We start from the raw sequence: 14,721 nt of genomic DNA on the forward strand, positions 1-14,721 counted from the left end.
GATATGTGTTCCGCAACTGCTTAATTTACGGTGAACGGGGCAAATCTCGCGGAATGCGTGTGCCGTGCAGCTCAGACGGGGAGCCGCAGCACCTCGCAAGGCGTGCCGGCCTCGGCCTTCGGCGCGAACGGCGCGCGTACGAGAAGTACCTGTGCCGCAGCGAGATTCGCAAGCAGAGAGGAGTCCTGATGGCGGACGGGAAGGGCGACGAGCGTGCCGTCGCCGCGCAGTTCCAGTCGCGCACGCAGATAATCCTCGCGCTGGTCATTGGCCCCGAGATCGCGGCCCAGCACGGCGCATTCGCGGCGATGATGAATCACCGAACGGCCTGACAGGGCGCGAATCAGCGGCACCATGAACAGGAAGGCGCACACGTATGATGACACGGGATTGCCGGGCAGGCCGATCACGCGCATGGCGCCGAGCCGTCCGTGCATCATCGGCTTGCCGGGCCGAATCGCGATCTTCCAGAACGCCATCGAGATGCCTTCGCCCTTCAGCGCCTGCTGAACCAGATCGTGATCACCGACCGATGCGCCACCGGTCGTGATCAGGATGTCGGCGCCGCTCTCGCGAGCGCGGCGGATGCCGGCGGAAGTGGCCTCCAGCGTGTCGGCGGCAACGCCGAGATCGATGGTCTCGGCGCCCTCGCTGCGGGCGAGCGCGTGCAGGGCATAGCCATTGGAATAGACGATCTGGCCGCGACCGGGCGCGGTGCCCGGCATCACCAGCTCATCGCCGGTGGCAAGGATCGCGACCCTCGGACGGCGGCAGACGGCGAGCTGCGGATGATTCATCGCAGCGGCGAGCGCGAGATCGCGCTCGGTGAGACGGGTTCCTTTGCGCAGCAGCACGTCGCCCTCGCGGAAGTCGACGCCGGCGGGACGAATGTGCCGTCCGGGAATCGCGGCTTCCTTGATCATGATGTGCTTGCCGTCGGCGACCGTGTCCTCCTGGATCACGACCGCATCGGCGCCGTCGGGAATAACGCCGCCGGTAAAGATCCGCACCGCTTCGCCGACGCCGACCGTTCCCGCGAACGGACGGCCCGCTGCGGCTTCGCCGATCACCGCCAGTCTGGAATCGATCGTTGCCGCGTCTGCCGCGCGCACGGCATAGCCGTCCATCGCCGACATCGCTTCCGGCGGCTGCGTGCGCCGCGCCGCGACGTCCCGCGCGAGCACGCGATGGTAGGCGGTGTCGAGGGCGACCGTCTCCTCGGCCAGCGGCTCTGTGCCTGCGAGCACGGCGGCAAGCGCGTCGGATACCGGCATCAGGGCCACGGCGAACTCCCGCAACAAATCGAACAAATCGAAGGACTCGGTCGGCAAAGTTCTAGCCGAGCGGAGGGGCTGAAGCAAAAGACCTCCTCAACCCGGCGAAAAGCCACACTTCCTTTCCGCACTGGCTGTCGATGACAAAACTGCTCGAAAAGGCACTTCAAGCCGTGCGGCGGCTTCCTGCGGATAGCCAGGACGAGATTGCGTGTTCGATATTGGCTTTGATCCTGACGTCGAAGCCCCGTTCCGCCGCTTCGAGCGAAGAGGCGCAGGTTCACGGAACGCGCGACCCACGATCTGATTAGCATTGCCGATTATGTTAGGGAGCACAGCCCGTAAGGCGCGTTGCGATCCTTGAATCGCTTCAACCGGCTGGACGAAAAGGCTGGCGAAATCGTCATTCTCACGATTCAGCATCCCGCACGGGAACGCGAGCACTCGGATGCCTAAGGTGGCTCAAGTCCGCCGCGGCATGATCCGGAAGGCGAGGCAGACCGGCACGAGGACGGCCATGGCGAGCACGAGAAGGACGAGCGCCACGGCCAGCATCGGTCAACGCTCCGTCGGATCGTCCGGACTGACGTCCGCGACGTCGGGCGCCCTGGGACCTTGATCCTTGTCGGGCAGCGGATCGGCCTGGGATTTCAGGTCGGCGGCCTTGCTGATCAGCTTGGCGGAGAGGTCAGAATCCGAGGTGGTTCTGGCGAATTCGAGCAGGAGCGAGGCTTGCTTGGTGAGATAGGTCTTGCCCAGCACGTCGATCAGTCCAATGTAGAAGTCCCAACGGACTCATGAGTCCGATGGGTGGTATTCCGTTCCCGGAACTCTGTATAAAAATGCACAAAGTGATTGGGTTCCTCATCGCGTGCAATTTAGTTTCGGGAACTGAGCACGAACCGGGCCTCCCGCGGCTCAGATACCCAGCGCTTTCAATGCGTTTCCGACGTCACGCGGCGAGGTGACATGCACGGTCTTCAAGCCGCGCGCCCGCGCTCCCTCGACGTTCTCGGCGAGGTCGTCGAAAAAGACAATGCGATCCGCCGGCACCCCGATCGCCGCCACGACGTGATCGAAAGCCTCCGCGTCCGGTTTGCGCAGTCCGATGCTGGACGACAAATACAGCTCGCGGAAATGGCCGAGCAGGCCGGCGTATTCTTTCGAGAAATAGTCCACATGCGGCCGATTGGTGTTGGAGAAGGCGTAGAGCGGCATCTGCTTCGCCGCGCGCGGCAGCAGCTCGGCGATATCTGGCATCTCACCGGCGAAGATCGCGTTCCAGCCTTCCAGGAACTGCGCGTCCGAGATGCCGATTCCGAGCGAGGCACGCAGCGAGGCGAAATAGTCCGCGTCGCTGATCTTGCCCATCTCGTGCAGCCGGTAGGCCTCGTCACGCACATAGCGCGCGACGATGGCCTCGGGCCGGCAGCCCGCATGTCCCGCCCAGCAGGCGATCGCCTTGGAGAAGTCGATGTCGAGCACCACGCGCCCGAGGTCGAACAGCAGCGCATCGGCGCTGCCGGGAGAGAGTGATGTCATTGCGTCCTTTTCACTTCAATATCGGCAACTCAGTAGCGATAGGGCTCATGGTCGAACAGCGGGAACGCGCTGAACACGCCGGGTGCGTTGGTGGCGGTCGCCGGATGCAGGCAGGATTTATCGATCTCGGCGAATGAGGTGGCGCCCAAGAGGCCAAGGCAGCGCAGCGCCTCGTCCTCCAGCAGCTCCAGCATTCGCGCGACGCCGCCTTCGCCGGCGGCCGCCAGCGCCCAGCACTGCAGCCGGCCGATGCCGACGAGGTCCGCGCCCGCCGCGATTGCCTTGACGATGTCGGTGCCGCGGCAAAAGCCGCCGTCGACCATGATCTTGGCGCGGCCCTTCACGGCATCGACGATCTCCGGCAGCACATGCATGGCGCCACGGCCGTGGTCGAGCTGGCGGCCGCCATGGTTCGAGACGTAGATCCATTCGACACCGTGCTCGAGCGCGATCTGCGCGTCCTCGGCGGTGGCGATGCCCTTCAGGATCAGAGGGATCTTGAACTTGTCCTTGATCATCTTGACGGTCCGCCACTCCAAGCCCTTCTGGAAATCGCCTCCGGTGGCGCGCAGGCGGCTCTCGCGCACATAGCGCTTGGCGATGTCACGTTCGCGACGGCTGTAATGCGCGGTGTCGACGGTCAGGCAGAAGGCGGCATAAGCGTTCTTTTCGGCCCGGCTGACGACATCGGCGACGAAGGCATCGTCGCCGCGGACATAGAGCTGATAGAGCCGCAGCGCGTCGGGCGCAGCCTCGGCGGTCTTCTCCAGGCCGGGCTCGGACACCGAGCTCAGCATGTGCGCCGCGCCGAAGGTGCCGGCGGCGCGCGCGACGCTTGCCGCGCCATCCGGATCGAAGATCTCGAGCGCGCCGACCGGGGCGAGCACCACCGGCAGGCGCATCCTGCGGCCGAGCTGCTCGACGGAACCATCGACCTTGCGGACGTCGCGCAACACGCGTGGCCGGAAGGCGATCTCGTCAAGCGCCATGCGGTTGCGCCGCATCGTGGTCTCGGTCTCGGCCGCTCCGACGATGTAGTCCCAGGCATTCTGGTTGAGGTTGGCGCGCGCCTTCCGGATGAACTCGTGCAGGTTCTGGAACGGCTCGTTGCTGGCGCCGAGTTCGACGTTCCGTTCCGGCCGGATGCGGGGCGCTTCATTCATTGTTGTCCTCCCGAGAATTTGAAGTCTTGTCGCCATCGCCTATCGCGTCCGGCCCTCCAAAACCATCCTAAAATCGCATAGCTGTGAGGCGCGGGCGGCCGACCGGTTTCCGCTTTGCGCGAAACAGTTTCGGAACGTTGCCAAAAGTTTAGGCCAAGGCGAAGGGATTTCTTCGGCGCGGCCGCTAGCGCGGCATCCGGCCTTGAAGAAACCGGAATGGTATTGTGAGAAGCGGGCTGGATCGCCATTTGCATGGCGCCCCCCAGCCCCAAGAGAACCGCCAAGCAAAAGGCTAGCCCATCCATGCGGAAAACCCTGCTGTTCCCCCTGGGCGCGCTCACTGGAGCGTGTCTGACCCTTCTGGTAGCCAGCCCGCACAGCGGAGTATGGGCGGCACGGGCGGCGGCGAGCGCGGATGATGCCTACTCCCAGCTCAATCTGTTCGGCGCGGTGTTCGAGCGCGTCAAGGCCAGCTATGTCGAGAAGCCCGACAATGCCAAGCTGATCGAGGGTGCGATCACCGGCATGGTGACCTCGCTCGATCCGCATTCACGCTACATGAACGCCAAGGCCTGGACCGAGATGCAGGAGACCACCTCCGGCGAGTTCGGCGGCCTCGGCATCGAGGTCACGATGGAGGACGGCCTCGTCAAGGTCGTCTCGCCGATCGACGATACGCCGGCCTCGAAGGCCGGCATCATGTCCGGCGACCTCATCAGCAAGATCGACGGCGAGGCCGTGCTGGGTATGACGCTCGAGCAGGCGGTCAACAAGATGAAGGGACCGGTCGACACCAAGACCAAGCTCACCATCGTGCGCAAGGGCGCGGACGCCCCGCTCGACGTCGCAATCACGCGCGAGATCATCCATGTGCGCCCCGTGCGCTTCCACGTCGAGAACGGCGACATCGGCTATATCCGCGTCACCTCGTTCAACGAACAGACCACCGACGGCCTGAAGAAGGCGATCGCCTCGATCTCCAAGCAGGTCGCCCAGGAGAAGCTCGTCGGCTACGTGCTTGATCTGCGCAACAATCCGGGCGGGCTGCTCGACCAGGCCGTGTCGGTGTCGAGCGCCTTCCTGCAGCGTGGGGAGGTCGTGTCGACCCGCGGCCGCAATCCGGAAGAGACCCAGCGCTTCACCGCGCATGGCGGCGATCTCACCAAGGGCAAGCCGCTCGTGGTGCTGATCAATGGCGGCTCGGCCTCGGCCTCGGAGATCGTGTCTGGCGCGCTTCACGACCACAAGCGCGCGACGCTGATCGGCACGCGCTCGTTCGGCAAGGGCTCGGTGCAGACCATCATTCCGCTCGGCGCCGGCAATGGCGCGCTGGCGCTGACCACGGCGCGCTACTACACGCCGTCGGGCCGTTCGATCCAGGCCCAGGGCATCGCGCCCGACATCGAGATCCTCCAGGACGTGCCGCCCGAGCTGAAGGGCCGGATGGACACCATGGCTGAATCCCAGATGCGCGGGCATTTGCAGGCCGCCGACGGCACCGAGCAGACTGGATCGCAGTCCTATGTCCCGCCGGAAGAGAAGGACGACAAGGCGCTGCACGCGGCCTATGACTTCCTGCACGGCGTCACCGCGAATGCGGTCGCCGCCAAGCGCGCGACGAAGGCTGCGGTTCCGAATTAAATCCGACGACCTCCAGATATGGATCGCCCGGGAGTGGATCACCGCTTCCGGGCGAATTCGTTTGGGGACGCGGTCTCGAACACCTAACCGGCCTCGCGGCGGCGACCCTCGCTGCCTTCGCGTCGCGCGAGCCGGCTGCGATGCAGCGCGAATAGCTCCAGCATCTTGTCGGCCGGCTTGGCGGCGCTGAACAGATAGCCCTGCATCTCGGCGCAGCCGAGCGTGCGAAGCAGGCGCCGCTGCTCCTCGGTCTCGACACCCTCGGCCGTGGTGGTCATGCGGCGGGCAGCCGCCAGATTGACGACGGCCTGGACGATGCTGGCGGAGCCGTCGGGGCGGGCGATGTCGTCGACGAAGCAGCGGTCGATCTTGATCTTGTCGAAGGGGAAGCGGTGCAGATAGCTCAGGGATGAGTAGCCGGTGCCGAAATCGTCGAGCGCGATGCGCACGCCGATGGCACGAAGCTGGTGCAGGATCGCGAGCGCGGCATCGTCGTCGCGGATCAGGACCGCCTCGGTGATCTCGAGCTCGAGCCGGCTCGCCGGCAGGTTCGACGCGGCGAGCGCGGCCATGATCTTCAGCGCCAGCGTGCCGCTCTTGAACTGCACCGGCGAGACGTTGACGGCGAGGCGGATGTCGTCGGGCCAACCCGCCGCGTCCCGGCACGCGGTCGCCAGCACCCATTCGCCGATCTCGTTGATCAGGCCGGTGTCCTCGGCGATCGGGATGAATTCGGCCGGCGAGATCATGCCGCGCTCGGGATGGCGCCAGCGCACCAGCGCTTCGCAGCCGGTGATGCGGTCGTCCTTGAGGCCGAGGCAGGGCTGGTAATACACCTCGAGTCCGCCTTCGCGCCCCCCTTGGGCAATGGCGTGGCGCAGGTCGCTCTCGAGCTGGCGCCGCTCGCGAACCTTGGCGTCCATGTCCGGCTCGAAGAAGCGGAAGGTACGCCGCCCGGTCGACTTGGCCGCGTACATCGCCATGTCTGCGTTCTTGAGGATCTGGTCCAGCATTGTTCCGTGTTCCGGCGCGAGCGCAATGCCGATGCTGGCGTCGGTGGTGAGATGATGGCCCATGCAGTCGAACGGCGTGCGGATGGCTTCGAAGACCCGCGCGACGAGCTCGTTGACCTGGTCCAGCGACGTCGCCGCGCTCTGTACTATGGCGAATTCGTCGCCGCCGAGTCGCGCCACGAAGTCCGCCGGGCCGGCACAGCGGCGAAGGTTCGCCGCGACCGATTTCAATAGCTCGTCGCCGACGAGATGGCCGAGCGCGTCGTTGACGCTCTTGAATTCGTCGATATCGATGTAGTGCACCGCGATCTGTTCGCCGTCGCCGACCGCAGCCAGCTGATGGCGCAGATGCTCGTGAAACATGGCGCGGTTGGGCAGGTCCGTCAGCGCGTCATAATGAGCGAGGTGGGTGATGCGCTCCTCGATGCGGCGGCGCTCGGTGATGTCTTCATGGGTCGCGACCCAGCCGCCATCAGCGAGCGGTTCGTTGAGGATGTGGATCGAGCGGCCGTCGGAAGTGTCGATCACCATTGAATTACGGACATGGATGTCCTTCAGCACGAGCGCGACGTAAGCGTCGACGTCGCCCGCGAACGAGCCGGTTGCCTTGCAATGGGCGATGGTGTCGTGGAAGCTGGAGCCGGGCTTTACGATCTCGGCCGACAATCCATACATCTCGATGTAGCGCTGGTTACAGACCACGAGCCGCTGCTCGGCGTCGAACAGCAACAGGCCTTGGGTCATGTTGTTGACGGCGCGGTCGAGCCGCTGCTTTTCCAGCGTGAGCCGCTCGCGCGAAAGGCGGTGCTGCTCCAGCAGCTTGCGAACGATCGCGATCAGCAGGCCTGCGATGGCGAGCGCTGACGAGGCGGCAACCGAGATCAGGATGCCGATCTGCTCGCGCCAGTCCGTCAGGGCCGCCGCGCGCGTCGTGGTGGCCATCATCAGGATCGGGAAATGGGGCAGGGCGCGCGAGGAGATCAGCCGGTCCTCTCCGTCGACAGGGCTTACGAAACGGCCGGCGAAGTGATCGAGCCCGAACACCCTCTGGAGCTCGAACGCGCCGCTTTTGAAATTCCGCCCCATCAATTCGCTGGAATGGGGATAACGGGCGAGCAGCGTGCCGTCCCGATGCAGCATCGAGATCGTCGCGCCTTCGCCGAGCACGACGGAGGCGAAGAATTTTTCGAAGTTGGCGGGCTCGATTCCGCGCCCGACGATACCGAGGAACTCGCCGCTTGGCCCGACGATCTTCCGGGCCACCAGAATGGTCCATGCGCCGGAGATGCGGCTATGCAACGGCTCGATCAGGACATCAGGCGCATTGGGATCATACTTGAAGGAGCGAAAATAGGCGCGGTCGGCCATCTTGACCCCGGGAACCGGCCATGCCGTCGACGAATTGATCAGATTGCCTTCGGCATCGATGATGTTGACACCGCCGATATAGGGCAGCGCCTCGATCTTCGACCGCAGCATCCGGTGGACGTCCTCGCCCGAGAGGCGCTTGCGAAAGTCTTCCGCGGTCGTGATTCCGGTCGTGCGGACGTGGTCGACGAAGTCCTTCTGGATGACCGCGAAATCCTGCAATTGCTGGTCGAAATGGTGAGCGAGCAGCAGCACCGTGTTTTCCAGCTCGCGGCCGGAGTTGCGCAGCGCGCGCTCGCGGAAGTTCTGTGCCATCAGCGTTGCGCCAACGGCGATCGCGGCGATCAGGAAGATCCCGCCCACCACCAGCCAGCGGATCGGCCCGCTGCGCGTGAGCACGGCCTGGTCGACGAGGCGGTTGCGGAATTTGGTCATGATCTCGATCGCTGTCGTACACACGCCAGGATCAATTCTTGAGCCCGGGCACATCCATTGGTTTACGGGAACGGCGTGGAGGTAAAGTTAGGAAGCGTGGTTAACGCAGGATGAAGGCGCGCGCACATGCAACGATGCGCGGCACGGCGAGATGCAGCAATTCCCCGAGTGTGCCGTGGTCTCGATCCCTGCCGGTCGTCGCAACGCAACCGGTGCTTAACCATCTCACGTGCGCGCTCAATGACGCGCTCGCGCCGTTTCCATTGCGGGTGGCGGCACGCGCCGGGCGCGGCGCGCTGCTGTCGGCAGCGCGCGAGGATGCGCTTGCCGCCTGCGATCAGACGCGATAATGGCCCGACTTGCCGCCGAGCTTCTCGACGAGATGGATGCCTTCTATGTGCACGCCGCGTTCGACCGCCTTGATCATGTCGTAGATGGTCAGGCAGGCAACCGAGACTGCGGTCAGGGCCTCCATCTCGACGCCGGTCGGGCCCGTGACCTTCACGCTGGCGCGAACGAGGCAGCCCGGCAGTTTTGCGTCCGGCTCGATGTCGACCGTCACCTTCGACAGCGCGAGGGGATGGCAGAGCGGGATCAGCTCGGAAGTGCGCTTGGCGGCCATGATGCCGGCGATGCGCGCGGTGCCGAGCACGTCACCCTTCTTGGCATTGCCGGAAACGATCAGGTCGAGCGTTGCCTTGGTCATGACGACGCGGCCTTCCGCGACCGCAAGCCGCTCGGTCGCGGGCTTGTCCGAGACGTCGACCATCCGCGCCTCGCCGGAGGCGCCGATATGGGTGAGCGCGGGACCGGCGTTGGATTTGGCCGTCCTCGTCGTGCCTGGCTTCTTGGCTGGCTTGCGCGCCATGTCAGCGCGTGCCCGTCGCGCGCGCCGTCGTCTCGCGCGCGAGCAGCGCGCGCGTCGCCGCGGTGACGTCGGCCTGCCGCATCAGGCTCTCGCCGACCAGGAAGGTCGACATGCCGACGCGCTCGAGCCGGGCGAGATCTTCGGGCGTGAAGATGCCGCTCTCGCCGACCATCAGCCGGTCGCCGGGGATGAGCGGCGCCAGGGCCTCGCTGGTCGCGAGCGTGGTCTCGAAGGTGCGCAGATTGCGGTTGTTGACGCCGATCATCGGCGACCGCAGCTTCAGCGCCCGGTCGAGCTCGGCGCGGTCGTGGATCTCGATCAGCACGTCCATGCCATAGGCGATGGCAGCCTCTTCGATATCCCTGGCAGCGGCATCATCGAGCGCCGCCATGATGATCAGGATGCAGTCGGCGCCGTGCGCGCGCGCCTCGACCACCTGATAGGTATCGAACATGAAATCCTTGCGCAGCACCGGCAGTGACGTTGCCGCGCGCGCCGCCACCATGAAGTCGAGATGGCCCTGGAACGACGGCGTGTCGGTCAGCACCGAAAGGCAGGCTGCGCCACCCGCCTCATAGGCTTTTGCGAGTGCCGGCGGGTCGAAATCGGCGCGAATGAGACCCTTGGAGGGCGAGGCCTTCTTGATCTCGGCGATCAACGCATAGTCGCCATCGGCATGCTTGCTCTTGATCGCTCGCAGGAAACCACGCGGCGCGGAGGCGGCCTTGGCTTGCGCCTCCACGGCGGAGAGCGGACGCGTCCGCTTCGCTGCCGCGATCTCCTCGCGCTTGTAGGTCTCGATCTTGGTCAGGATGTCGGACATGCGCAATTCAGCCGTTGGAGACCGTGACCAGGTGCTTCAGCTTCGCGTTGGCCGCGCCGCTGTCGATGGAGGCGGCGCCGATCGCGATGCCTTCCTTGAGGTCCTTGGCGCGGCCGGCCACGACCAGTGCGGCGGCGGCGTTGATCAGCGCCACGTCGCGATAGGGGCTCGGCTTGCCGTCGAGCACGCTTTGCAATGCGATCGCATTGGCGTCGGCGTCGCCGCCCCTGAGCGCACCGGCCTCGCAACGCGAGAGCCCGGCTTCCTCCGGCGTCACCTCGAAATTCCGGATCTCGCCATTGTGGAGCGCGGAGACGAAGGTCGGGCCGGTGAGGGTGATCTCGTCCAGACCGTCGGAGCCGTGCACCACCCAGGCGGATTCCGAGCCGAGGTTCTTGAGCACCTGCGCCAGCGGCTGCACCCATTGCCTTGAAAACACGCCGACCATCTGTCGCTTCACGCCGGCCGGGTTGGACAGGGGCCCAAGCAGGTTGAAGATCGTGCGGGTCGCGAGCTCGACCCGGGTCGGGCCGACGTTCTTCATGGCGGGATGGTGGGCGGGGGCGAACATGAAGCCGATGCCGCATTCGCGCACGCAGCGTCCGACCTGCTCCGGCTTGAGATCGATCTTCACCCCAAGCGATGCCAGCACGTCGGCGGCGCCCGAGCGCGAGGACAGCGCGCGGTTGCCGTGCTTGGCCACCGGCACGCCGGCGCCCGAGACGATGAAGGCGGCGCAGGTCGAGACGTTGACCGAGCCGGAGCCGTCGCCGCCGGTGCCGACGATGTCGACGGCGTCGGACGGCGCCGTCACGGTCAGCATCTTGGAGCGCATCGCCGCAACAGCGCCGGTGATCTCGTCCACGGTCTCGCCGCGCACCCGCAGCGCCATCAAGAGGCCGCCCATCTGCGAGGGCGTAGCCTCGCCACTCATCATGGCATCGAAGGCGGAAGCGGCTTCGTCACGCGACAGGCTGGCGCCGGTCGCCACTTTTCCAATGATAGATTTCAGGTCGTCCATCGCGTGCTTTCAACTCACTGGTTCGCGCCGGTCACCTGCGCGAAGGCGGCCTGATTAATGGTGGTCCCGATGTCGGTTTCAAGCTTGTTGACGTAGGATGCGACCTGCTCCTCGGTCTGGGCCCGGTCGAGGCTCTCCTTCAGCTTCTTGACAGCATCGGAGGCAAAGTCGACCGCGGGGTCGACGATGTCGGTGACGCGGAAGACGATCACCTCGCTGCCGCCGCTCACGGGCGTCTGTCCGACGCCGTCCTTGGCGGCACGGAACGCGGCCGACACGATGGTGGCGGGCACGCCGGCGGGCGTATCGTCGCGCTTGAAGCCGGTCGCGGTCTCGACCTTGGCGCCGGCCGCTGCCGCTTCATCCGCGAGCTTGCCGCCCGCTTCGAGCTTCTGCACCATCTCGGTCGCCGTGGCCTTCAGCTTGGTCGCGATCTGGTCCTGGCGCCAGCGTGCCTCGACCTGGTCGCGGACCTCGTCGAGATTGCGGTCGCGCGAGGGCGTGATGGCGAGCACGTCGTACCAGACATAGCCGCCCTTGAAGGAGATCGGGTCGTTGTCGACGCCGACATCGGTGTTGAAGGCCTGCGACACCACGTCGAGACCCTGCGGGATGTTGGCGACCGGTTGGCCGTTCGGGGCGCGGCCGGAGCGGTCGACGGCGTCGATGGTCACGGCGGTGAGGCCGAGCTTCTGTGCCGCGTCGATCACGCTGGCGCCGCCGCCGCGCTCGTCTTCCATCTTGTCGCGGAGATCGGCGACCTTGACGCGCGCGCGCTCGGTCGCGATCTCGCGCTTGATGTCGCCGGCGAGGCTGGCGTAGTCCGCCTCCTTGCCCGGCTCGATCTTGTCGACCCTGACGATGGACGTGCCGAGAGCGCCCTGGATCGGTTGGCTGATCTCACCGGCCGGAAGCGTGAAGGCGGCATCGCCAACCGCGGGGTCGAGCGAAGACTTGGTGACGAGGCCAAGGTCGACGTCGGAGGCGCTCAGCCCGCGTTCCTTGCCGAGATCCTCGAACGACGTCCCGCCGACGAGGCGCTCGCGTGCGGCTTGCGCTTCGGCAACGTTCGGAAACACGATCTGCTGGATCTGTCGCTTCTCCGGCGTGCCAAGCCGGTCCTTGCGCTGCTCGAATACCTTCTTGGCGTCCTCGTCGGAAACCTCGGTCCACTTGCCGATCTCTTCCGGTGAGATCACGACGAAGGCGATCTTGCGGTATTCGGGCGCGCGGAACTGGACCTTGTGATCCTCGAAATAGGTGGCCAGGGCTTCGGGCGAGGGCGCCTCGATGGTGCCTGCCTGTGCAGCGTCGAGCTTGACGAATTCAATGGTACGCTGCTCGTTCTGGTACCGCGTCAGGACGTCGATCATTGCCTTCGGCGGCTCGATGCCCGCGCCGATCGTGCCGGTGATCTGGCGGCGAAGCGACACCTTGCGCTGCTCGGCGACATAACGCGGTTCGGTGTAGCCAAAATTGCGGATCACGGCCTGGAAGCGGTTCGCATCGAAGTTGCCGCCGACGCCCTTGAAGTTGGGATCGTTCATGATGACTTGGCGGATCTGGTCATCGGACTGGCCGAGCCCGAGCCGGCGCGCCTCTTCGTCGAGGGCGGCTTCCGCGATGGTCTGCTGGAGGACCTGGCGGTCGAGGCCGAAGGCCCGCGCCTGGTCCGGCGTCAGCGGACGGCCGAACTGGCGGCTGATCTGCTGCAGGCGGTCGGTGTAGATCTGCCGGAACTCGTTCAGCGAAATCTCGGTGTGGCCGATCTTGGCGACCGTGGACTGCCCGAAGCCGCGGAAGATGTCGGCGATGCCCCAAATGCCGAAACTGATGATCAACACGCCCATCACCACGGCCATAATGGTCTTGCCGAGCCAGTTCGATGAGGCCTTGCGCATTCCTCGGAGCATTTGGTCCAACTTGTCTGGTCAGGAGGGAACGGGAGCGCGTCTTAATGCAGATTCCGCAAAAGCGCGTCACCAAATTGATAGATCATCATAAAGTGGCGGCTTTCCCCCCGCAACCTTGCCACGGGTCCCCCTTGAGACCTGCGGTTAAAGGCCTCTAGGTCTGGAACTGCCGCGACAGCTCTGCTAGCGCATGCACAAACCTCATTTTGCTGGACATTGACATGACCGACGCCATCCGACCGCTGATCGCCGGCAATTGGAAAATGAACGGCCTGAAGGCCCAGGCTGCCGAATTCGACGCCATGCTCGACGGTGCGGCAGACGTGGCCGGCAAGGCCGACTTGTTGGTTTGCCCGCCGGGGACCCTCGTTGCGGCGTTCGCCGAGAGGGCACGTGGCAGGAAGGTCGCGGTGGGAGCGCAGGATTGCCACCCCAAGGCCTCAGGTGCCCATACCGGCGATGTTGCCGCCGAAATGCTGGTGGATGCGGGCGCAACCGCCATCATCGTCGGCCATTCCGAGCGCCGCGCCGACCACGGCGAGGGGGATGCGCTGATCCGGCAGAAGGCCGAGGCCGCCTGGCGCGCCGGGGCGACGGCGATCGTCTGCATCGGCGAGACGCAAGGCCAGCGGGACGCCGGCCAGACCCTGGACATCGTGCGCGGCCAGCTTGACGGTTCTCTGCCTGACAGCTCGACCGCAGCCAATCTGGTCGTGGCCTATGAGCCGGTCTGGGCGATCGGCACCGGGCTGACCCCCACAGCCAAGGATGTCGAGCAGATTCATGGCTTTATCCGGGAACTCCTGATCTCCCGGTTCAAAGCCGAGGGAGCGAAGATGCGAATCCTCTATGGCGGCTCGGTCAAGCCCTCGAATGCGGCCGAGCTGATGGCGGTGAAAAACGTCAACGGCGCGCTGGTCGGTGGCGCCAGCCTGAAGGCGGCCGATTTCCTTGCGATCGCCAAAGGCTGTCCCTAGCTAATCCAATGCGTTGATCCCGACCCGATCGGGGGTGGCAATACCCCTCCCGATCGTGTAACACCGCGCAACTTCAGGAAAACCCGCGAAGCGCGATCGGCCGCCGTCAGGCGCCGCCCGCTTGTGACGGAAGGATATCATGCAGACCGTTGTCATCGTCATTCACCTCATGATCGTCGCTGTCATGATCGGTGCCGTGCTGCTCCAGAAGTCGGAAGGCGGCGGCCTCGGCATGGGCGGCGGCGCGGGCTTCATGTCGAGCCGCGGCACGGCGAACCTTCTGACGCGGACCACCGCGATCCTGGCCGTCGGGTTCTTCCTCACCAGCCTGTTCCTGTCCTGGTATGCGGGCTACGACCGCAAGCCGTCGTCGATCATCGGCCAGCCGGCGCAGACCCAGCCAACCGGTGGTTCGCCGGTCGCGCCGCCAACCTCGGGCGGCATCCTGGATTCGCTCAAGAAGGCCGACGAGCAGCAGCAGGCCCCGGCCCCGAGCGGCCCGCAGGTACCGCGCTCGCAATAAAGCAGGGGGGCCATGCAGGGCGGCCGCTACCGTCCTGCATCAAAAATCCCCATCAAGGCACTGTCACCACTCTTAGTTTTGGCTCACCCACAGGCCCGCAAAATCTTTGGGGCGGAATACGAATCGCTTTGGCGAATCGAATTCGAGGGATTAGAGGTTA

The 14,721-nt window shown here is 65.3% G+C and carries 12 protein-coding genes; 3 read left to right on the top strand and 9 right to left on the bottom strand.

Going from position 1 to position 14,721, the window contains the following annotated elements; translation table 11 throughout:
* Window positions 1-71 precede the first annotated feature (71 nt).
* From glp to P6U27_RS17000, 4 genes are all read right to left on the bottom strand, one after another.
* Window positions 72-1,283, bottom strand: coding sequence for a gephyrin-like molybdotransferase Glp (glp, locus tag P6U27_RS16985; protein ID WP_407194317.1), 1,212 nt, complete (start codon window positions 1,281-1,283; stop codon window positions 72-74).
* A gap of 549 nt (window positions 1,284-1,832) precedes the next feature.
* Window positions 1,833-2,036, bottom strand: a complete 204-nt coding sequence (locus P6U27_RS16990) for a hypothetical protein (RefSeq protein ID WP_122403076.1) — start codon at window positions 2,034-2,036, stop codon at window positions 1,833-1,835.
* Window positions 2,037-2,192: 156 nt separating this feature from the next.
* Window positions 2,193-2,816, bottom strand: coding sequence for an HAD family phosphatase (locus P6U27_RS16995; protein ID WP_122403077.1), 624 nt, complete (start codon window positions 2,814-2,816; stop codon window positions 2,193-2,195).
* A gap of 29 nt (window positions 2,817-2,845) precedes the next feature.
* Window positions 2,846-3,979, bottom strand: a complete 1,134-nt coding sequence (locus P6U27_RS17000; RefSeq protein WP_122403078.1) for an alpha-hydroxy acid oxidase — start codon at window positions 3,977-3,979, stop codon at window positions 2,846-2,848.
* A gap of 303 nt (window positions 3,980-4,282) precedes the next feature.
* Here P6U27_RS17000 and P6U27_RS17005 point away from each other — a divergent pair, with 303 nt between their 5' ends.
* Complete coding sequence (locus P6U27_RS17005) at window positions 4,283-5,620, top strand: S41 family peptidase (protein ID WP_122403079.1); 1,338 nt, start codon at window positions 4,283-4,285, stop codon at window positions 5,618-5,620.
* Window positions 5,621-5,703: 83 nt separating this feature from the next.
* On the opposite strand, the gene P6U27_RS17010 is transcribed toward P6U27_RS17005, so the two are convergent.
* The 5 genes from P6U27_RS17010 to P6U27_RS17030 form a co-directional block, all read right to left on the bottom strand.
* Entirely contained in the window at window positions 5,704-8,439 is a 2,736-nt protein-coding gene (locus P6U27_RS17010) for an EAL domain-containing protein (protein WP_162500594.1), read from the bottom strand.
* Window positions 8,440-8,773: 334 nt separating this feature from the next.
* A complete protein-coding gene (gene moaC / locus P6U27_RS17015) occupies window positions 8,774-9,304 on the bottom strand; it encodes a cyclic pyranopterin monophosphate synthase MoaC (protein ID WP_122403081.1) in 531 nt (176 codons plus the stop codon).
* Window position 9,305: 1 nt separating this feature from the next.
* Window positions 9,306-10,127 (bottom strand): indole-3-glycerol phosphate synthase TrpC, encoded by an 822-nt coding sequence (trpC, locus tag P6U27_RS17020; protein ID WP_122403082.1) that lies wholly within the window; start codon window positions 10,125-10,127, stop codon window positions 9,306-9,308.
* Between the two features lie 7 nt (window positions 10,128-10,134).
* On the bottom strand, window positions 10,135-11,148 hold the full coding sequence (trpD, locus tag P6U27_RS17025) for an anthranilate phosphoribosyltransferase (RefSeq protein ID WP_122403083.1): 1,014 nt from the start codon (window positions 11,146-11,148) through the stop codon (window positions 10,135-10,137).
* A 14-nt stretch (window positions 11,149-11,162) separates the two neighbouring features.
* Window positions 11,163-13,061 (bottom strand): SurA N-terminal domain-containing protein, encoded by a 1,899-nt coding sequence (locus P6U27_RS17030; protein ID WP_122403084.1) that lies wholly within the window; start codon window positions 13,059-13,061, stop codon window positions 11,163-11,165.
* 221 nt (window positions 13,062-13,282) lie between these two features.
* On the opposite strand from P6U27_RS17030, the gene tpiA reads away from it, so the two are divergent.
* Together tpiA and secG are read left to right on the top strand one after the other, a co-directional pair.
* A complete protein-coding gene (tpiA, locus tag P6U27_RS17035; RefSeq protein ID WP_122403085.1) occupies window positions 13,283-14,038 on the top strand; it encodes a triose-phosphate isomerase in 756 nt (251 codons plus the stop codon).
* A 139-nt stretch (window positions 14,039-14,177) separates the two neighbouring features.
* Window positions 14,178-14,561, top strand: coding sequence for a preprotein translocase subunit SecG (gene secG, locus P6U27_RS17040; protein ID WP_122403086.1), 384 nt, complete (start codon window positions 14,178-14,180; stop codon window positions 14,559-14,561).
* Window positions 14,562-14,721: the final 160 nt, after the last annotated feature.

Source organism: Bradyrhizobium sp. STM 3566 (genome assembly GCF_045571445.1).
Classification (GTDB): domain Bacteria; phylum Pseudomonadota; class Alphaproteobacteria; order Rhizobiales; family Xanthobacteraceae; genus Bradyrhizobium; species Bradyrhizobium vignae.